This window comes from Stenotrophomonas maltophilia (assembly GCF_002799155.1).
GTDB lineage: Bacteria > Pseudomonadota > Gammaproteobacteria > Xanthomonadales > Xanthomonadaceae > Stenotrophomonas > Stenotrophomonas maltophilia_R.
Genome location: NZ_NERD01000002.1, coordinates 4,139,028 through 4,157,888 on the forward strand (window position 1 = coordinate 4,139,028; position 18,861 = coordinate 4,157,888).

The 18,861-nt window shown below is 68.6% G+C and carries 16 protein-coding genes; 5 read left to right on the forward strand and 11 right to left on the reverse strand.

The window, feature by feature from the left end:
• The first annotated feature begins 24 nt into the window (after window positions 1–24).
• From B9Y82_RS19805 to B9Y82_RS19815, 3 genes are all read left to right on the forward strand, one after another.
• A complete protein-coding gene (locus tag B9Y82_RS19805; protein WP_100475026.1) occupies window positions 25–819 on the forward strand; it encodes an undecaprenyl-diphosphate phosphatase in 795 nt (264 codons plus the stop codon).
• Between the two features lie 73 nt (window positions 820–892).
• Window positions 893–1,717, forward strand: coding sequence for an META and DUF4377 domain-containing protein (locus B9Y82_RS19810; RefSeq protein ID WP_100475027.1), 825 nt, complete (start codon window positions 893–895; stop codon window positions 1,715–1,717).
• A 166-nt stretch (window positions 1,718–1,883) separates the two neighbouring features.
• Window positions 1,884–2,342, forward strand: coding sequence for an META domain-containing protein (locus B9Y82_RS19815; protein WP_100475290.1), 459 nt, complete (start codon window positions 1,884–1,886; stop codon window positions 2,340–2,342).
• Between the two features lie 59 nt (window positions 2,343–2,401).
• Here B9Y82_RS19815 and B9Y82_RS19820 read toward each other — a convergent pair whose 3' ends face one another.
• The 9 genes from B9Y82_RS19820 to B9Y82_RS19860 all read right to left on the reverse strand — a co-directional run bounded on the left by B9Y82_RS19820 (window position 2,402) and on the right by B9Y82_RS19860 (window position 11,361).
• On the reverse strand, window positions 2,402–3,013 hold the full coding sequence (locus B9Y82_RS19820) for a YbhB/YbcL family Raf kinase inhibitor-like protein (protein WP_100475028.1): 612 nt from the start codon (window positions 3,011–3,013) through the stop codon (window positions 2,402–2,404).
• A 10-nt stretch (window positions 3,014–3,023) separates the two neighbouring features.
• The gene (locus tag B9Y82_RS19825; RefSeq protein WP_100475029.1) at window positions 3,024–5,093 is read right to left on the reverse strand and encodes a tetratricopeptide repeat protein; all 2,070 of its coding nucleotides are present in this window, start codon (window positions 5,091–5,093) and stop codon (window positions 3,024–3,026) included.
• Between the two features lie 56 nt (window positions 5,094–5,149).
• Window positions 5,150–6,139: a YheT family hydrolase gene (locus tag B9Y82_RS19830; RefSeq protein WP_202908165.1), complete on the reverse strand. Its 990-nt coding sequence runs from the start codon at window positions 6,137–6,139 to the stop codon at window positions 5,150–5,152.
• A 52-nt stretch (window positions 6,140–6,191) separates the two neighbouring features.
• Window positions 6,192–6,983 (reverse strand): lysophospholipid acyltransferase family protein, encoded by a 792-nt coding sequence (locus B9Y82_RS19835; RefSeq protein WP_100475031.1) that lies wholly within the window; start codon window positions 6,981–6,983, stop codon window positions 6,192–6,194.
• A gap of 118 nt (window positions 6,984–7,101) precedes the next feature.
• A complete protein-coding gene (locus B9Y82_RS19840) occupies window positions 7,102–7,536 on the reverse strand; it encodes a hotdog fold thioesterase (RefSeq protein WP_100475032.1) in 435 nt (144 codons plus the stop codon).
• A 10-nt stretch (window positions 7,537–7,546) separates the two neighbouring features.
• Window positions 7,547–9,598, reverse strand: coding sequence for a phospholipase D family protein (locus tag B9Y82_RS19845; RefSeq protein ID WP_100475033.1), 2,052 nt, complete (start codon window positions 9,596–9,598; stop codon window positions 7,547–7,549).
• Window positions 9,595–10,212 carry a YceI family protein gene (locus tag B9Y82_RS19850; protein WP_100475034.1) on the reverse strand — a complete coding sequence of 206 codons (618 nt, stop codon included), beginning with the start codon at window positions 10,210–10,212 and terminating at the stop codon, window positions 9,595–9,597. Before B9Y82_RS19850 ends, B9Y82_RS19845 begins: the two co-directional genes overlap by 4 nt.
• A gap of 4 nt (window positions 10,213–10,216) precedes the next feature.
• On the reverse strand, window positions 10,217–10,693 hold the full coding sequence (locus B9Y82_RS19855; RefSeq protein WP_100475035.1) for a SixA phosphatase family protein: 477 nt from the start codon (window positions 10,691–10,693) through the stop codon (window positions 10,217–10,219).
• A 38-nt stretch (window positions 10,694–10,731) separates the two neighbouring features.
• Entirely contained in the window at window positions 10,732–11,361 is a 630-nt protein-coding gene (locus B9Y82_RS19860; RefSeq protein WP_010487235.1) for a ParA family protein, read from the reverse strand.
• Between the two features lie 123 nt (window positions 11,362–11,484).
• Here B9Y82_RS19860 and B9Y82_RS19865 point away from each other — a divergent pair, with 123 nt between their 5' ends.
• A complete protein-coding gene (locus B9Y82_RS19865; RefSeq protein ID WP_005420987.1) occupies window positions 11,485–12,969 on the forward strand; it encodes an AAA family ATPase in 1,485 nt (494 codons plus the stop codon).
• A 663-nt stretch (window positions 12,970–13,632) separates the two neighbouring features.
• On the opposite strand, the gene B9Y82_RS19870 is transcribed toward B9Y82_RS19865, so the two are convergent.
• Window positions 13,633–14,268: a tetratricopeptide repeat protein gene (locus tag B9Y82_RS19870; protein ID WP_100475036.1), complete on the reverse strand. Its 636-nt coding sequence runs from the start codon at window positions 14,266–14,268 to the stop codon at window positions 13,633–13,635.
• A gap of 169 nt (window positions 14,269–14,437) precedes the next feature.
• On the opposite strand from B9Y82_RS19870, the gene B9Y82_RS19875 reads away from it, so the two are divergent.
• Window positions 14,438–18,124, forward strand: a complete 3,687-nt coding sequence (locus B9Y82_RS19875) for an indolepyruvate ferredoxin oxidoreductase family protein (protein ID WP_100475037.1) — start codon at window positions 14,438–14,440, stop codon at window positions 18,122–18,124.
• Window positions 18,125–18,140: 16 nt separating this feature from the next.
• Here the strand turns inward: B9Y82_RS19875 and B9Y82_RS19880 are convergent, their stop codons facing one another.
• Window positions 18,141–18,755 (reverse strand): DUF938 domain-containing protein, encoded by a 615-nt coding sequence (locus B9Y82_RS19880; RefSeq protein WP_100475038.1) that lies wholly within the window; start codon window positions 18,753–18,755, stop codon window positions 18,141–18,143.
• Window positions 18,756–18,861 lie beyond the last annotated feature (106 nt).

Sequence of the window (18,861 nt, forward strand, 5' to 3'; positions counted from 1 at the left end):
CTGCCGCGCGCGCCCGCACCGTCCATGTCCGACCTGCTCTCTGCCCTGCTGCTGGGCATCCTCGAAGGCTTGACCGAATTCCTGCCGATCTCCAGCACCGGCCACCTGCTCATCGCCCAGCACTGGCTGGGAGCCCGTTCGGACTTCTTCAACATCGTCATCCAGGCCGGTGCGATCGTGGCGGTGGTACTGGTGTTCCGCCAGCGCCTGCTGCAGCTGGCCACCGGCTTCGGCCAGCGCGAGAACCGCGACTACGTGTTCAAGCTCGGTGCCGCCTTCATGGTCACTGCGGTGGTCGGCCTGGTGGTGCGCAAGGCCGGCTGGTCGCTGCCGGAGACGGTCAGCCCGGTGGCCTGGGCACTGATCATCGGTGGCGTCTGGATGCTGCTGGTGGAGGCCTATACCGCGCGCCTGCCCGACCGCGACCAGGTGACCTGGACCGTGGCGATCGGCGTGGGCCTGGCGCAGGTCGTGGCCGGTGTGTTCCCCGGCACCTCGCGTTCGGCCTCGGCGATCTTCCTGGCCATGCTGCTGGGCCTGAGCCGCCGTGCGGCCGCTGCCGAGTTCGTGTTCCTGGTCGGCATCCCCACCATGTTCGCCGCCAGCGCCTACACCTTCCTGGAACTGGCCAGGGACGGGCAGCTGAGCAGCGAGAACTGGACCGAGGTGGGCGCGGCCTTCCTTGCCGCGGCCGTCACTGGCTTCGTCGTAGTGAAGTGGCTGATGGGCTACATCAAGTCGCACAGGTTCACTGCCTTCGCCCTTTACCGCATCGCGCTGGGCGCGGTGCTGCTGCTGTGGTTGCCCTCCGGCAGCTGAACAGCGCCGGGGCACGGTAACCCCGTTGCCGGCCCCACCCCGTTTCCCCCACGGTTCCCCAAGGAGAATCACCATGAACCGCAAGCTCACCCTGCTCCTCCCGCTGGCCCTGATGGCCGCCTGCAGCCAGACCCCGGCCCCGGCCGGCACCGGCGGCGACGACGTGGCCCCGGCCGCGGCCAAGGCAGCAGACCAGCAGACGCTGGCGCACCTGGATGCGCAGCGCCTGCAGAGCCAGCACTGGCGGCTGCAGCAGGCCACCGGTGCCGATGGCAAGCGCATCGACGCGCTGTTCGCCCGCGAAGACAAGCCGGTCACCCTGGACTTCGCGGATGGCCGCCTGTCGGTCAGCAACACCTGCAACCGCATGGGCGGTGGCTACACCCTGGCCGACGGCAAGCTGAGCGTGTCTGCGATGGCCTCGACCATGATGGCCTGCACCGACAAGGCGCTGATGGCGCTGGACGAGGCCGTGTCCGGCCGCCTGCAGGGCGAGCTGAAGGCCGAGCAGGATGCCGATGGCAAGCTGACCCTGACCAACGCCAAGGGCGACGTACTGGTGTTCAACCCGGAGCCGACCGCTGAAACCCGCTACGGCGGCGCCGGCGAAACCGTGTTCCTGGAAGTGGCCGCCAAGACACAGAAGTGCTCGCACCCGCTGATCCCGGACTACCAGTGCCTGCAGGTGCGCGAAGTGAAGTTCGACGACAAGGGCCTGAAGCAGGGTGAGCCGGGCAAGTTCGAGAACTTCTACGGCAACATCGAGGGCTACACCCACGAAGACGGCGTGCGCAACGTGGTGCGCGTGAAGCGCTACGAAGTGAAGAACCCGCCGGCCGATGCGCCGTCGCAGGCGTACGTGCTGGACATGGTGGTCGAGTCGGCCATCGAGAAGTGATGTAGAGCCGACGGTTAGTCGGCTGGCTCTTGAAGGGCGGCCGCGAGGTCGCCCTTCTTCGTTGTGGGTAGAGCCGGCCGCTAGCCGGCTGCCCTGCGGAGCACTGCCAGCACACGGATGTTGCCGGCCAGCGGCCGGCACTACCCACATGCATCAGGAGATCGGCATGAAGCACGTCCCCGCCCTCATCATTGCTGCGCTGCTGGCCATGTCTGCGGATGTGGCCGCTGCCAGCACGCCCAGCACCGATCAGCTCGAGGCACACCGATGGCAACTGGCGCGCGCCACCAACGCGCAGGGCCGGCGCATCGATGCGTTGTTCGTCCGTGGCCGCCCGCCTTACACGCTGCGCTTCCAGCCCGGTTACATGAGCCAGTTGAACCTGTGCAACCAGTCAAGCAGCACCTATCACCTGCAGGGCAACCGCCTGGTTCTGCAGGGCGGCATCATCACCACGGCCGCCTGCATCCGGGCCGAGGTGGCCGAACAGGAACGTGTCGCCGGCGCGGTGGTGAATGCGCGCGCAGAGATGACGCTTGCGCTGGATGCGCGTGGCCGCCTGCTGCTGCGCAACGCACATGGCGATGTGCTGGAGTTCGCGCCGGTATCGGGTACGGACGAATGAAAAGGGCGGCCGAAAGGCCGCCCCTTTTCATGGTGGGTAGAGCCGGCCGCTATGCAGGCTCAGCCCAGCGCCGGGTTCAACGTGTAGGTGCCATGCAGCGCGGCTTCGGCCAGCACGTGGCCGTGCATGGCGCGGTAGGCGTCGGCAGCGGTGAAGCGTTCCGGCAGCTGCAGCGACGCTACGTCCAGCGCGAAGACGCGGAAGAAATAGCGGTGCAGGCGCTCGTCGTTGAACGGCGGATACGGGCCGTCATAGCCCAGGTAGTCACCGGCCATGTCCGGATTGCCTGCGAACCAACCGGTGAAGTCGTTCAGGCCCTGGCGGCTGCCGGCCGGGCCGGCCGGTGCGGACTTGCCCTTCACCACGAAGCCGTCGCTGCAGCTGCCTGCGGCGATCTCGTGCACCGAGGCCGGGATATCGGCCATCACCCAGTGCACGAAATCACAGCGCGGCTGGTCGCGCGGCACGCTCATGTCGGTGCGGCCGACTGTCTCCGGCACGGTGGGCACGTCTGGATCGACGCACACCAGCAGGAACGAACGGGTGCCCTCCGGCGCGCCGCTCCAGGCCAGGTGCGGATTGCGGTCCGGTGCGAAGCCCGCGGCATCGCCGGCGGCGAATTCGCGGTCGATCGGTGCACCGTTGGTCAGGCTGTGGCTGCTCAGTTGCATCGGCGTGTCCTCACTCTTCCGGGTAACCCAGGCGCACCGCGATCGGGGTGAGCTTGGCGAAGGCGGCGCTCATCACGTCGCGGTAGTTGCGCCAGTGGCCGGGCGGGAAGCGCGGCGCGCCCAGCTGCGCGGCCGGCGGCATCGGCCGCTCGAACAGGCGGCCCAGCAGTTCGGCCATCGCCTGCGGATCGTTGCCGATCTGGTCAATGCGCAGCAGCACCTGCGGATACAGATCGTCCTCGTGCAGGGCGGCGACCTGGGCCAGCGCGCGTGCCAGCCATTCGCTGGCTTCGGCCAGCGAGGTCATCGCCAGCGGTGCAGCCGCACCGTAGGCCACCCAGTCCAGCAGCATGTCGCGCGGATCACGCAGCACCACCAGCAGGCGGCCCTGCGGCAGCTGCGGGCGCAGCGCCCACAACAGCGCGTTGTCCCACCACAGCAGCCAGTCGATGACCGCGTCGTCCTGCACGCCCCGCGACGGCAGCTGTTCGCGCCAGCGCTGCACCAGCCGCTCCGGGGTCAGCACGCCGGAGGCGAGGTCCTGCAGCGTGTGGTAGTTCTGGAAGGCATCATCGGGTGCATTGGAGGTGTAGCGGTCGCTGCGCAGCACCGGGCTGGCGGCGGCCAGGGCGGTTGCCACGCGCTCCACGCCCGAACCCGGCGCCCCCCACAGGAAGATCGGCGCGGAAGTGGCATCGCCGTCGATCTCGCCCTTGTCCGGCCAGCTCGGCGGCGCCTTGGCCTGCGGCGGCAGCGGCAGGCGCTGCGAGGCCTGGTCGGCCTGCAGTGCCAGCCAGGTCTGCAGCGCGTCTTCGTGCTGCCCGGCGCGATCCTGGATCTCACCCAGCCAGGTGCGCAGGTCGGCGCGGTGGCCTTCCGGTGCCATGTCGATCAGCGCCTGCACGCGGGCGACCGCGGCGGCCGGATCGCGTTGCAGCAGGCCTTCGACCAGGCGGGTTTCGCCGCTCACGCGGCCCGGTTCGAGGCTGACGATGCGCTCGGCGATCGCTTCGGCCTGGGCGTGTTCGCCGACCATGTCGTGCAGGCGCAGGCGCGCTTCCAGCGCCGGCAGGTGGCCCGGCATCGCGTCCATCCAGCGCTCGACCGTGGCGGCGGCGGTGGCACTGCCGACCTCTTCCACCGCCAGGCGTGCCAGCCACAGGTCATGCAGCTGCGGGTGCTGCTCCAGGGCGGCATCCAGGCGGGCGCGGGCCTCGTCTTCGCGGCCCAGGCGCTGCCAGGACATCAGCAGCAGCTGCAGCACGTCGCGGTCGTCAGGCAGCGACTCCAGCAACGGCAGCAGGTGCTCCAGCGCCTGCAGCGGCTGGCCGCTGCGCAGTGCCAGTTCGCCGGCCAGGCGGCGCATCGACGGCGTATCCAGGCCCTGCTGCTGCAGCGCGAGCTGCATCGCTTCGGCGGCAGCGTCCAGGTTGCCCTGGCGCATGGCCAGCTGCACCACCAGGCCATGCAACGAGGCTAGGGTGGGGTTCAGTTCCAGCACGCGGCGGAACGCCTGCTCGGCGAAGGCCAGCATGTTCTTGCCCAGGTAGGCGAAGCCCAGTGCGTAGAGCACGCGAATGTCGTTGGGCTGGGCCTGGTTGGCAGCCGACAGCAGCGTCAGCGCGCGATCGGGATCATCGCGGCGCAGCGCGATCATGCCGTCGATGGTCAGCAGTTCCGGGTGGTCCGGTTCGACACGCGAGGCCAGGGTGGACAGGCGCTGCGCTTCATCGAAATCGTTGCGGCCGATCGCCAGGTGGGCCTGCATCAGGTAGGCGGCGAATGCGTTCGGGTCCAGCCCGGTGGTGCGCGTCAGTGCTTCGCCGGCGCCGTCGAACTGGCGCAGGGCCAGCAGCAGGCCGGCGTGCTGCAGGTGCAGCTGGGCATTGTCCGGGGCCAGCTGCAGCGCCTGCTGCAGGGCCTGCATCGCGTCCTCGGCGTTGCCCTGCTGCTGCAGCGCAAGCGCCAGCCAGCGGTGGGCCTCGGCCTGGCCGGGTTCATCACGGGTCCACGCCTGGGCCAGCTGCACGGCCTGGTCGGCCTCGTTCTGGCGCAACGCTTGGATGATCTGGTCTTGCATGGCGGTCCGGTTCAAGGGCAAACCCGCATTGTAGCGGCCTGCGCGCCCGTGCCGGTTCAGCCTTGCAGCACGCGCTGCAGGCGCTGCGCCACCCAGCGCTCGGAGAAGCCGTCGCCGCGCCAGTTTTCCAGGAAGCCGCAGTGGCCACCCCAGCAGGCGGTTTCCAGGTGCGCCTGGCGCGGCAGCTGCCAGTCGCTGAAGGTCGCATAGGGAATCACCGGGTCGTCCTGCGCCATCAGGATGTCGGCCGGCACCTGCAGCGTGGACAGGCGATCGCCGGCAATCGAGTAGCCATCGAAATAGGCCTGCAACGAGCCGAAGCTGGTGTGGCGCTCGACCAGCCAGGCGGTCAACGCGCGGATGTCCAGCTTCAGCACGCGGTCGTCGCAGTCGCTCAGCTCAGGGAACAGGTCGCGCTTGCGCCGCAGCGAACCGGCCCACTTGCGGCGGAAGTACCAGTCGTACATCGCCGGGCCGTTCTCGATGCTTTCCATGGTCAGCGCCGGGTCCAGCACCGGGCATACCGAGGCCACGCGCAGCAGCGGCACGCCGGCGGCCGGCGCGCGCAGGGCCAGGCGCAGCACGAAGTTGCCGCCCAGCGAATAACCGGCCGCCACCAGCGGTAGCTGCGGCCAGCGCTGGGCGATATCGCCGGCGGCATGCACCACTTCGTCGATCAGGTTGGAGTGGAAGATGCCGGGGTTGAGATGATGGGTATTGCCGTGGTCGCGGAAATTCAGCCGCACCACGTCGAAGCCCTGTTCGAGCATGCGCGCGGCCGCCATGCGCATGTAGCTGGATTCGGCGCTGCCTTCCCAGCCGTGCAGCAGCAGGGCCATGCCCTTGGGCTCGCGGCCTTCGACGCGGCTGTGCCAGCCCTGCAGGCGCACGCCATCGCCACCGTCGAGGATCAGTTCTTCGCTGATCGCGCCGGTCGCGGCCAGCAGCAGCAGGCCGCGCTGCAGGCGCATGCGGCTGGAGCTGAGCATCGATTGCAGGTGCGGATTGCGCAGCCAGCGCGGCGGCTGGTAGTCAGCCGCATGCAGCGTCGGCGTGCCGGCGTCCAGGACGGGTGGCGGGATCAGGGCCACCGCAGCCTCACTGCGTGCTCATGGCCGCCACGATGCGCGCGCGCGAAGTCTCCGCGATGCGCCGACGGCCCTCCAGATCCTGCGCACCGATCGGTGCCAGGAAGTGCACTTCCGCACGCCGCGCCGGCTCACCGAGCAGGCGCAGGAAATTGGCGAAGAAACTCTCGCCGGGGCCGAACGCGACAATGGTCTGCGCATCGCCCTTGGCGCCGTAAACCAGTGCCACCGGCTGCACCGGCACGCCGGTTTCAACTGCGGCCTGGAAGATGCGGGCATGGAACGGGCCGACTTCGTGGCCGCCGCGGGTACGCCCTTCCGGGAACACGCCCACCGCCTTGCCTTCACGCAGGCGATCGGACATCACCTGCATCACGCCACCGAGCGATTCGGTGTTGCCGCGCTGGTGGAAGATGGTCTGGCCACGCGCGGCCAGCCACCCGACCAGCGGCCAGCTGGCGATCTCGCGCTTGGCGACGAAGCCCATCATGCGCTGGCTGTGCAGGATGCAGATGTCGACCCAGCTGACGTGGTTGGCGACGAACAGCACGGCACCGGGCAACGGCGTGCCGATCTGCACCAGGCGGAAGCCGAAGATCCACATCAACCCGCCCTGCCACCAGTTCACCACTTTGGCACCGAAGGTCGCTTCGCCCACGCGCAGTTCGCCCCACGGCCGAAGCATGCCGATCAGGATGAGCGGCAGGAACACGACGATGTGGACCAACAGCAGCGGTACGCGGTACAGGTAACGGCACACACGCGCCACGCCGCCGCGGGGGGCCGGAGTGGGGGAAGTCATCCGCGCACGATACCGGAGGGCCGTCATCGCTGCCAGCCGATTTAGGCCATAACTGCCATTGACCGGGGCAATCGGCAGGGAACGCTGGGTTCCGCTGCCGTCACCGGCCGTCCAGGGCTCAGCCGTGGCCGGCCGCCACCACCGCCAGGGTCAGCCGCGAGATGCATACCAGCCGGCCCTGCTCATCCTCGATGCGGATCTCCCACAGCTGGGTGCTGCGGCCCACGTGCAGCGCGCGGGCGGTGCCGGTGACCGTGCCCGAGCGCACCGCACGCACATGGTTGGCGTTGATTTCCAGGCCCACGCAGATCTGCTTGGCCGCATCCACGCACAGGTTGCCGGCGCTGCTGCCCAGGGTCTCGGCCAGCACCACCGACGCGCCGCCGTGCAGGATGCCGTAGGGCTGGCGGGTGCGCTCGTCCACCGGCATGGTGGCCTGCAGCCAGTCGTCACCGGCCGCGCTGAAGACAATGCCCAACGACGCGATCGCGGTGTTGCGGCTGAGCGTGTTGAGCTGCTCGAGGGAAACGGCTTCGCGGAACACCTGGGTCATGCGGGCACCTTCAGAGGATGGGAACGAGGCCGGCGCCGAATGCGGTCAGCATGCGGACCAGCAGCCACTTCGGGCCGACATTGACCTCGGGGAAGTCGCCCACGGCGACATAGCAGCGGTGGAAGCCCGGGTCCTGTCGCGGCAATGGCTGCGGGCAGTCCGGGCCGGGCTTGAATTCGTAGTCGGTGGCATAGCGCCACGGCCAGAAGTCGAGGATCGGCAGTGCTTCGGAGGCTTTGCCGACGCTGTAGTTGAGCCCGGAAAGCACCGGCGGCTTGGCCCGCGGCGCCACCGTCCACGAGTTCTGCGGATGGATATCGCGCAGGATGCTCTCGGCCAGCTGCTCGGCGAAGGCCGGGTCATCGATGATCACCGCGCCTTCGGTGTTGTAGTTCTCGCTGCGCGGATCGAAGTTGTGGGTGCCGACCACGCCGATGCGGCGATCGACCACCAGCGACTTGGCGTGCAGGCCCATACGGGCGCCCTTGCGGGTGACCGGCAACGGCTTGTTGACCGCCTTGCTGCCCAGGAACGACGGTCGTGTCTCGGTGCGCAGCAGGCGCGTTTCCACCTCGCTGCCGGCGGCGCGGCGGCGCTCGCGCGCGTTCTGGTAGGCGCTGCCGGTGCGCGGATGATTCACCGGACCCTGCCTGCCGGTGGGCGCAGGGTGCTCATCGCGGCTGTCGCCGGCATTGCTGCCTGCAGCGCTGCCGCCGATCAACGGATTGCGCCCGCTGTCATCCTCGCCTTCGGGCGCAGCGATCGGGTCGGGCAGCAGGTTGCGGTAATCGACCGGTGCATCCAGCGGGAACGGCTTGTATTCGAAGATGTTGAAGCCCAGTTCGCGCATGTTGCGCCGCTTGTACTTGTACGACAGCGCATAGACGATCGGGTTGTCGGTGGCCGCCAGGCTGTTGCTGGATACCACCACGCGCGGCGGCTGCGGGCGCTCGCGCAGTGCTCGGAACAGCTTCTGCGCCGGCTTGGACAACACCAGGTACGGGGTCTGCAGGATCACTTCCTTCTGCGCGCCGGCGATCAGCGCATCCAGCTGCGGCTCGGTCACGTGCTGGCCTGCCAGCGGCGCATCGGCCTTCTCGCGCCGGTGCTTGCGTGGCAGGTCGGCCACATAGCGCACCGAGGCCACCGGCAACGCGGTATCGACGAAGGAACGGCTGACGAAGTCCATGTCGTTGGCTTCGGCACTGACCCGCTGCACCCGCTCGGGGCGGCGGAAGCTGGCCGGCGGCAGGGTCGGCACGCCCTCGCGCAGCAGGGTGCGGCCGACATCGTTCAGGCGCTCGGCCGGCACGCTGCGCTTGGCGCGCCAGAAGGCATCGAAGTTGGCGGCCATCGCCCGCGCCTCCGGGCCGGCGATCAGCACGTCGCGGTCGCGGAAGTTGTACTCGCGATCCCAGTCGTAATAGTCATCCTGGTAGTTGCGGCCGCCGACCACGCCGATCGCATCGTCGATCACCAGCAGCTTGTTGTGCATGCGCTGGTTGAAGCGGCGGAAGCAGCACAGCACGCTGCCGGCATAGTCGAAGTAGTTCAGCCGGGCCTTGCCGAAGGTCGGGTTGTAGACCCGCAGCTGGAAGTTCTGGTGCGCGCCGGACAACGCGCCGAGGATCTGCAGGTCGGAGATCGCCGAGAGCTGGTCGATCAGCACCCGCACCTTCACCCCGCGCCGCGAGGCGGCCAGCAGCTCGTCGATGACCAGCCGCGCACTGTCGTCCTTGTCGAAGATGTAGGTCTGCAGATCGATGCTGCGGGTCGCGCTGCGCAGCAGGTTCAGGCGCGCCACCAGGGCGCCCTCGCCCTCGTCGAGCAGGGTGGCGTAGTGGCGCGGCTGTTCCGGGGTGGATTCGGTGAACGCCCGCCCGGCCAGCGCACGCAGGGGAGAGTCCTGCGCACAGCGATCGGCACGCTGGCAGTCGACGTCGGTCGAGCGCGCCTGCACGGCGATTGCTTCGGCGCGATCGCGCTCGGCATGCGAGAGCGATGCACAACCACTGCCCAGCAACACGGTTGCCAGCGCCAGTACACGCAGCAGGAGGTTCACGGTTTCGGCGCCTCGCTCAGGCGCGCACGCAATACGAAAGTCACTCGGTCACTCAAGGCAAGCTGCCAGCTGTCCATTCCATACCGGCCTCGCTGAACGGTACCGCGGCTGACGACATCGCAATCATAGCCGGGTCGGTCGCACTCCGCTTTCTCGACCCGCAGCGACTCGGGGTGGCTGACGCCGCGTAGGGTCAGCCGGCCATTGATGTCGCCGCCCTGTTCCACGGTCTCCGGCCAGTACGGCAGCGAGTCGAACTCGACCACCGGATGGCGCCCGGCATCGAAGAACTCCTCGCCACGCATCCAGCCGGTATAGCGCGCCTTGCCGGGGATCTCCACCGAACGGGTGAACATCTTCAGGTGCACCTGGTGGCGGCCATCGGACAGGATCTCGATACGCCCCTCGAAGTGCGGGAACACGCCTTCGATGCGCTGGCCGAAGCGGGTGCGCACCTCGAAGCCGATCCGAGAGCGCTGGGTATCCAGGCGGAGTACCCGTGGCGCCTCGGCGGACACGGGCGGCAACGGGGTCGGTGGGGGCGCCGCGGCCCAGGCCGGGCCGAGCGCCAGCAACGCGGGCAGCAGGAAGCGGCTGCGCCGCGCCAGGCTCATCGGATCACGGCCACCAGAACGCGTTCAGGCTGGCCACGCCCGGTTCGATCGAGGACTCGCGCGGGAAGCCAAGGACGGCCACGCCGCCCGGCGGCATGCCACGGTAGTCACTGCTGGTGCCGTCGGTCATCAGGGCCACCAGCTGCTCCAGGCCCGGGTTGTGGCCGACGATCAACACCCGGTCCAGGTCACGGCGCTCGTCCACCAGCGCCGCCAGGGTGCCTGGGGTAGCCTCATAGATATGGTCTTCCAGGCGCTTTTCGACATAGCCGATGGCCGTCATCACCGCTTCCAGGGTCTCGCGGGTGCGTCGCGACGGCGAGCACAGCACGCAGTCGGGCAGCAGGTTGTTTTCCTTCAACCACTTGCCGGCCGCTTCGGCCTCGGCGAGCCCTACCGGCGACAGCGGCCGGTCGAGGTCGGCCTGGCCGGAAACGGCGGGTTCGGCATGGGCATGGCGCAGCAGGATCAATTCACGCATCGCGGGTTTCCATGAAAAGAGGGTGGAGACGTGCAGCGTTACAGCTTCAACCAGGACAGCAGCGGCTCCCAGTCGGCCTGGTGCTCGCGCACCTGGGCCGAGCGGTAGTCGAACAGGCTGCGGCCCAGGCCGGTCATGACCACGTAGCTCTGGCTGTCACGCAGCTGCGCGACCACCGGGTACGGCCACTCGCCCAGCATCTGCAGCGCCTGCTGCGAGGTCTGGGTCCAGGGTTTGGTGCGGTTGAGGACCAGCCCCACCGGCAGCTTGCGGCTGTGCACGCGCGGGTTCTGGGCCAGGCTGTTGAGGAAGCCGACAATGGCTTCGATATCCAGCGCCGAGGGCAGCACCGGCACCACCACGGCGTCGGCCGCGTCCAGGAAATGGGGGATATCGTCGGCCAGTGCCCCGGCCGGTGCATCGATGATGACGGTATCGGTACCGTCGGGCAGCTTCTGCGCCCACTGCTTCTTCCGGTACACATCGATGGGGAGCACCGCGCTTTCCAGCCCGGCACGCCGTTGTGCCCAGCGGGTGCTGGAGCCCTGCGGGTCGGCATCGGCGATCACCGTGGCCTTGCCCTGCAATGCCGCGTACGCGGCCAGGTGGGTGGCGACGGTGGTCTTGCCCACCCCGCCCTTGGAACCGGCCACCAGGATCGTCTTCATGCCAGCCTCGCTTCCGGGTACGTGCCCCGAGCGTACACCGGCGGTGGTGACGGGAGGTAGCGCCGTGCTGAACCAGTGGCCATCGCCTTTGCTATCGTGGCGCCCCCGAAGGATCGAACCGGCATGAGCGAACTGCAGGACCTGAGCGCACTGATCCGCGCCAATACCCCCCTGATCGTGATCGAGACCCAGGATGAGGGCCGCATCGTCGAGCTGTTCCGGCAGACGCTGATGCACGTGTGGCGGGCCCTGCACCGCTGGTCCATCACCGAGGGCCTGCGTCGCATCGACCTGGACCGCGAAGACCCGCCGGTCGGCCCGCCCGACGCCAGCGCGGCCCTGCAGATGATCCGCCAGGCCGACCAGCGGGGTGTCTACCTGCTGCTCGATTTCCACCCCTACCTGGGCTATGCCAGCCACCAGCGCGCGCTGCGCGACCTGATCCAGCGCCGCCACAGCGAGCCGCACGTGCTGGTGCTGATCGGCGCCAAGGTCGAGCTGCCGGCCGAGCTGGAAGCGCTGGCGGTGCGCTTCAACCCGCGCCTGCCCGATGCCAATGCCCTGCTGAAGATGCTGCGCGAGGAGGCCGACGCCTATGCGCGCGAACACGGCGGCCGCCGCGTCGAGGTCGACAGCGAGGCAGTGAAGAAGATCCTGAAGAACCTGCAGGGCTTGAGCCTGGTCGACGCCCGCCGCATCGCCCGCCAGCTGATCTACGCCGACGGCGCGCTGCGCGACGACGACCTGCCGCAGCTGGCACGGCTGAAGTTCGAGCTGCTCAACCGCAGTGGCCACCTGTTCTTCGAGCATGACAGCGCGCGCTTCGGCGACGTGGCCGGTGCCAACCGGCTCAAGCGCTGGATAAGCCAGCGCCGGGTGGCGTTCATCGCCGGCTCGGCACCGGCCGGGCTGGACCCGCCGCGCGGCATGCTGCTGCTGGGCGTGCAGGGCTGCGGCAAATCGATGCTGGCCAAGGCCACCGCCGCCGGCTTCGGCGTACCGCTGCTGCGCCTGGACGTGGGTGCGCTGTACAACAAGTACCACGGCGAGACCGAGGCCAACCTGCGCCAGGCGCTGGCCTCGGCCGAGCAGCTGGCGCCCTGCGTGTTGTGGATGGACGAGATCGAGAAGGGCCTGGCCAGCGGTGGCGAGGACGGTGGCGTATCGCGCCGCGTGCTCGGCTACCTGCTGACCTGGATGGCCGAGCGCAAGGCGCCGGTCTTCATCGTCGCCACCGCCAACCAGGTGCACGAGCTGCCCGCCGAGCTGCTGCGCAAGGGCCGTTTCGACGAGATCTTCTTCGTCGACCTGCCCACGCCCGAAGTGCGCGTGGAACTGCTGCGGCTGCACCTGGGGCGACGCCAGCTCAATGGTGACGACTTCGCGCTGCCGGCGCTGGCGGCGGCAGCCAACGGCTTCTCCGGCGCCGAGATCGAGCAGGCCATCGTGGCCGGGCTGTATGCGGCGCACGCCGAAGGCCGGCCGCTGGATACCGAGCTGCTGATGAACGAGATCCGTGCCACGCGGCCGCTGTCGGTGCTGATGGCCGAGCAGGTGGAGGCACTGCGGGCATGGGCGTCGGGGCGCACGGTTTCCGCGGACGATTGAGGTTCCCGCGAACGGCACAGCCCCTCGTGGCTGGTCGCTCAACGCAGATGCTGGGTAGGGCCGGGCGGGTAGGCTGCGCAGGGGACGCTGCAAGTACGTCCCTGTAAGCTCGATCGCCGCATCCATGCGGCTCACGCCCCTGCGCAGCCTACCCGCCCGGCCTCTGACAATTCCCGGGGCGTCCAGCCACGGAAATGAAAAAAGAAGAGCAAAGGCAAGAGCAAAAGCCGCTTGGCTGGTCGCTCTTTGTAGAGCCGAGCCCACGCTCGGCTGCATTTCGATCAGATATCGAATAGTTGATTCCGATGCGGATGCATCCACGCATGGCGTGGATCTACCGTGTCGACCAAGGTCGACACCTACCAACAGCAACAGGGAACCGTCAGAGGCGGGGCGGTATGGGCAGGCAGGACCGTTGGCGCCATGGATGGCGCCATCGAGCCCCCATGGGTGAGGCCGCTTTGCCTGCGAGGCATGCCTCGCAAGCGCCCGAACGCCCAGCCGCCAGCGGCTGGGCCGGACCCCGGAGGGGGGTTCACGGCGTCCCCGCAAACCCACAGTGCCCCGCCATCCCGCAGGAAGCCCGCTGTTGCTTCGGCTGCTGCAGTTGCTCCAGCCGTTGCCTCTGCGGGTGCCGGGTGCAACCCGGCCAGCCCTCTTCCCTCAGGGCCAGGCCGGCGGGGCGGCCGCCCAGGCCTGCTGCACTTCCGCCAGCGAAGCGCGCTCGTCGTCACGCCACAACGGCAACAATTCCGCATAACGGCTGCTGTCGCTCCACTGCGTCGGCTCGGTACGCACCGCTGCGGCATACCACTGCACCGCCTCCTGCTTCTGCCCCGCCCGCCACAGCGCCAGCGCATAGGTGGGTGGCAGCCAGCCTGGCTTGCTCAGCGAACCACCGGCGGCGGCCTGCCATTGCTCCAGGGCCGCCTCGGCCTGGCCCTGCCGCAGCAGGTCCCAGCCGTAATTCCAGCGCACGCCACGGCCCAGGCTGCCCTGCACCGGCGCATCCTTCAGTGCTTCGCGATACAGCTGTTCACCCAGCTCGGTGCGGCCCTGCGCAATGGCCACCGACGCCAGCTGCACGGTGGCCTCCACGGTGCGCCGGCCGCGCTCGCGCTGCTTGAGCAGCTGCGCCACCAGTTCATCCCCGTCGGACTGGACCACGACCATCGGCACGGCGGCCGCATCGCTGTCGAAGTAGAACTCCTGTGGTGCCGGCACCGCCGGCGCGGCCCACACCGGGGCCGTTCCCGAGACCAGCAACATGCTGCCCAGGATCTTTCCTGCAACTGACATCCCTTCTCCCCAGGCCGCAACCGCAGCCTCCCTCTCTCTCCCCGATCCTAACCCCAGCATGGCCGCCTGCGCGAGTGCCGGGGCGGAAGGGCCCCACTGCTACAATTCGCGCCTTTCCCGCCGCGTGCCCGCACGCGGCCGGTGCCAGCCGATCCTGACCGGGCCAGCCATGACCAGTACCGCGCAACTCACTTCGCCCTCTTCCGCCGACCTGATCGACCGTGGCTACACGCTCGACCACAAGTACACCCGCAACGAGGGGCGGATCTATCTGAGTGGCGTGCAGGCGCTGGTGAAGCTGCCACTGATGCAGCGGCTGCGCGATGCACAGGAAGGCATCGACAGCGCCGGTTTTGTCAGTGGCTACCGTGGCAGCCCGCTGGGCGGCTTCGATCTGGAACTGTGGCGCGCACGCAAGCACCTGGACGCGGCCAAGGTGAAGTTCACCCCCGGCCTGAACGAGGACCTGGGCGCCACCATGGTGTGGGGCACCCAGCAGACCAACCTGTTCCCCGGCGCCAACGTGCAGGGCGTGTTCGGCATGTGGTACGGCAAGGGCCCGGGCGTGGACCGCTGCGGCGACGTGTTCAAGCACGCCAATGCCGCCGGCACCTCGCGCTACGGCGGCGTGCTGGCACTGGCCGCCGATGACCATGCCTGCCGCAGTTCAACCCTGCCGCACGGCAGCGAGGACGAGTTCGTCAGCGCGATGATGCCGGTGCTGAATCCAGCCGGCGTGCAGGACATCCTGGACATGGGCCTGCTGGGCTGGGCAATGAGCCGTTATACCGGCCGCTGGGTTGGTTTCAAGACGATCGCCGAGACGGTCGAATCGTCGGCCTCGGTCGAGGTCGATCCGATGGCGCGCCGCATCGTGCTGCCCGAAGACTTCGAGATGCCGGCAGGTGGCCTCAACATCCGCTGGCCGGACCCGCCGCTGGACCAGGAGATGCGCCTGCACCGCTATGCGGTGAAGGCCGCACAGGCATTCGCCCGCGCCAACGGCATCGACAAGGTGGTGATGGACGCGCCGCGCGCGCGGCTGGGCATCGTCACCACCGGCAAGAGCTACCTGGACGTGCTGCAGGCGTTGGAATACCTGGGCCTGGACGAAGCCGCCTGCGCCGACATCGGCATCCGCGTGTACAAGGTCGGCATGACCTGGCCGCTGGAGCCGCAGGGCATCGCGCGCTTCGCGCAGGGCCTGGAGGACATCATCGTGGTGGAGGAGAAGCGTGCCTTCATCGAGCGCCAGATGAAGGAGCAGTTCTTCAACTGGCCGGCCAGCTGGGGCCAGCGCCCGTCGATCGTCGGCAAGTACGACGAGAGCGGTGAGTGGATCCTGCCGTCCACCGGTGAACTGACTCCGGCCACCATCGCCGGCGTGATCGGTCGCCGCATCCAGAAGTTCTTCAACAACGAATCGATCGAGCAGCGCCTGCAGTGGATGCAGGAAAAGGAAGCCGAGCTTGCGTTGCCGCGCGCCAGCTTCCCGCGCGTGCCGCACTACTGCTCGGGCTGCCCGCACAACACGTCCACCAACGTGCCGGAAGGCTCGCGTGCGCTGGCCGGCATCGGTTGCCATTACATGGTGACCTGGATGGACCGCAGCACCGACACCTTCACCCACATGGGCGGCGAAGGGGTGACCTGGGCCGGGCAGGCGCCGTTCACCGATACCCCGCACGTGTTCCAGAACCTCGGCGACGGCACCTACTTCCACAGCGGTTCGCTGGCGATCCGCCAGGCGGTCGCCGCCGGCGTCAACATCACCTACAAGATCCTCTACAACGATGCGGTGGCGATGACCGGCGGCCAGCCGGTGGACGGCCCGTTGAGCGTGCCGGACATCGCCAGGCAGATGCGCGCCGAAGGCATCCACACCATCGTGGTGCTGTCGGACAACATCGGCAAGTGGACCAGCCAACGCGAGCACTTCCCCAGCGATGTCGAGTTCCACGACCGCAGCGAACTGGACGAAGTGCAGAAGCGCCTGCGCGAAGTGAAGGGTGTTTCAATCCTGATCTACGAACAGACCTGCGCCACCGAGAAGCGCCGCCGCCGCAAGCGCGGCAAGCTGGAAGACCCGCAGAAGCGGGTGCTGATCAACTCGCTGGTCTGCGAAGGCTGCGGCGACTGCGGCAAGAAGAGCTTCTGCGTGTCGGTGCTGCCGAAGGAAACCGAGTTCGGGCGCAAGCGCGAGATCGACCAGTCCAACTGCAACAAGGACTATTCGTGCGTGAACGGCTTCTGCCCGAGCTTCGTCACCGTGCACGGCGGCCAGCCACGCAAGGGTAGCAAGCGCGATGCCTCCACCCTGCTGGACAACCTGCCGGCACCGGCCATCCGCGGCAGCCTGGAGCAGCCTTGGAACATCCTGATCACCGGCGTCGGCGGTACCGGCGTGGTGACCATCGGTGCGCTGCTGGGCATGGCCGGCCACCTGGAAGGCAAGGGTGCGACCGTGCTCGACCAGACCGGCCTGGCGCAGAAGGGCGGTGCGGTGACCACGCACATCCGCATTGCGCGCCGCCCGGACGACATCCACGCCGTGCGTATCGCCGCCGGCGAAGCCGACCTGGTGCTGGGCTGCGACATGGTGGTGGTGAACGATTACTGGGCGCTGTCGAAGGTGCGCGCCGGCCGTTCGCAGGTGGTGCTGAACACCTATGAAGCGATGCCCGGCACCTTCACCACCCGCCCCGACATGCAGTTCCCCGCCGCCGACATCGTTGCCGGTGTGCGCGTGGCGCTGGGTGGCCAGGAGCCGCTGCTGCTCGATGCCACCCAGCTGGCCACCGCGCTGCTGGGCGATGCGATCGCCGCCAACCTGTTCATCCTCGGCTACGCCTGGCAGCAGGGCCTGGTGCCGCTGTCGTTCGATTCACTGATGCGCGCCATCGAACTCAACGGCGCTGCGGTGGCGATGAACCAGCAGGCCTTCGCCTGGGGCCGCCTGGCGGTGGTCGATCCGCAAGCCGTGCAGCAGGCCGCCGGCCTGGTACACAACCGCCACACCGATACCGAATCCACCCCGGGCCCGCTGCATCCGCTGCCGCCAGGCGAGTGGGAAGGCAACGAATGGGGCGCCACCGCGGCACCGCGCAATACCGGCGACGAACGCGAACTGCGCGGCCTGCCCTCGCACGGTGGCGACGTGGCATTCCTGCCGCTGGACGATGCCCGCCTGTCGCGTTCGCTGGATGAGATGATCGAGCGCCGCGCCGCGTTCCTGGTCGAGTACCAGGATGCTGCCTATGCCAACCGCTACCGCAGCCTGGTCGAGCGCGTGCGCGCCGCCGAAGCCGACCGCATCGGCGGTTCCACCGCACTGACCGAGACCGTGGCCCGCTACCTGTTCAAGCTGATGGCCTACAAGGACGAGTACGAAGTGGCCCGCCTGTACACCAGCGGCGACTTCCAGCGCCGCCTGCAGCAGCAGTTCGAGGGCGATTACCAGCTGCGCTTCCACCTGGCGCCGCCGCTGTTCGCCAAGAAGGACGAGCAGGGCCGGCTGCTGAAGAAGGAGTACGGCCCGTGGATGTTCAAGGCGTTCGGTCTGCTGGCCAGGCTGAAGTTCCTGCGTGGCGGCCGCTTCGACGTGTTCGGCCGCACCGAGGAACGCCGCATGGAGCGCAAGCTGATCGGTGACTACGAGACCACCGTGCAGCTGCTGCTGGATGGCCTGGAAGACGGCCGCCTGGCACTGGCGGTGGAAATCGCCAGCGTGCCCGAGCACATCCGCGGCTTCGGCCACGTCAAGGAAGCGCATGTCGAGCAGGCCAAGGCACGCGAAGCCGCCCTGCTGGCGCAGTGGCGCAACCCGAAGGCGCTGCACATCGTGCAGGTGGCTTGAAGGGAATGCCGGCGGTTCACCCCAGCCGCCAGAGCAGCAGGCGGTTGTTGGCCGGCATCGCCACATCGCCCAGGCGGGTGAACCCGTGGTCGGCGGCCAGCGCCTGCACCGCTTCGCTATCGCGGATGCCGCTGCGCGGGTCGCGCGCCTTCAGCCAGGCATCGAACTGCGCGTTGCTTTCGCTGGTGTAGCGGCCGCCGTAGTTGAACGGGCCGTACGCCGCCAGCAGCGCGCCGCGACGCAGCACCGATGGCAGCGCGGCGAACAGCACCTGCACGTGCTCCCAGCTCATGATGTGCAGTGTGTTGGCGCTGAATGCGGCGTCGAACATGCTGCCCTGCGGCAGGCTCAGACCGGGCGCCGGTGGAAGTTCCACCTGCAGCGCCACCGGCGGCAGCAGGTTCAGCAGCGCGGCCCCGGCGCGCCAGGCCTCGATGCCGGGCAGATGGTCCGGATGGTCGCTGGGCTGCCAGCGCAGCCACGGCCAGCGCTCGGCGAAGAAGGCCGCGTGCTGTCCGGTGCCGCTGCCGATTTCCAGCACCCGGTGACGGTCGCCCATCCACGGGTCGAGTGCGGTGGCGATCGGTTCGCGGTTGCGCTCGCAGGCTTCTGAATACGGCTTGCTCGACATCAGGACGGTGTCCAGGCGGGGTCGGCCCCATTGTGCACGAGGGGGTGTTGCCCGGCAGGGCTGCGCCCTGCACCCGCCGAAGCAACCGCAAAGGCCGAAGCAGTCA

Coding starts and splice junctions, on each gene's coding strand:
- B9Y82_RS19805 (WP_100475026.1), top strand. CDS start 25: ATGTCCGACCTGCTCTCTGCCCTGCTGCTGGGCATCCTCGAAGGCTTG.
- B9Y82_RS19810 (WP_100475027.1), top strand. CDS start 893: ATGAACCGCAAGCTCACCCTGCTCCTCCCGCTGGCCCTGATGGCCGCC.
- B9Y82_RS19815 (WP_100475290.1), top strand. CDS start 1,884: ATGAAGCACGTCCCCGCCCTCATCATTGCTGCGCTGCTGGCCATGTCT.
- B9Y82_RS19820 (WP_100475028.1), bottom strand. CDS start 3,013: ATGCAACTGAGCAGCCACAGCCTGACCAACGGTGCACCGATCGACCGC.
- B9Y82_RS19825 (WP_100475029.1), bottom strand. CDS start 5,093: ATGCAAGACCAGATCATCCAAGCGTTGCGCCAGAACGAGGCCGACCAG.
- B9Y82_RS19835 (WP_100475031.1), bottom strand. CDS start 6,983: ATGACTTCCCCCACTCCGGCCCCCCGCGGCGGCGTGGCGCGTGTGTGC.
- B9Y82_RS19840 (WP_100475032.1), bottom strand. CDS start 7,536: ATGACCCAGGTGTTCCGCGAAGCCGTTTCCCTCGAGCAGCTCAACACG.
- B9Y82_RS19850 (WP_100475034.1), bottom strand. CDS start 10,212: ATGAGCCTGGCGCGGCGCAGCCGCTTCCTGCTGCCCGCGTTGCTGGCG.
- B9Y82_RS19855 (WP_100475035.1), bottom strand. CDS start 10,693: ATGCGTGAATTGATCCTGCTGCGCCATGCCCATGCCGAACCCGCCGTT.
- B9Y82_RS19860 (WP_010487235.1), bottom strand. CDS start 11,361: ATGAAGACGATCCTGGTGGCCGGTTCCAAGGGCGGGGTGGGCAAGACC.
- B9Y82_RS19865 (WP_005420987.1), top strand. CDS start 11,485: ATGAGCGAACTGCAGGACCTGAGCGCACTGATCCGCGCCAATACCCCC.
- B9Y82_RS19870 (WP_100475036.1), bottom strand. CDS start 14,268: ATGTCAGTTGCAGGAAAGATCCTGGGCAGCATGTTGCTGGTCTCGGGA.
- B9Y82_RS19875 (WP_100475037.1), top strand. CDS start 14,438: ATGACCAGTACCGCGCAACTCACTTCGCCCTCTTCCGCCGACCTGATC.
- B9Y82_RS19880 (WP_100475038.1), bottom strand. CDS start 18,755: ATGTCGAGCAAGCCGTATTCAGAAGCCTGCGAGCGCAACCGCGAACCG.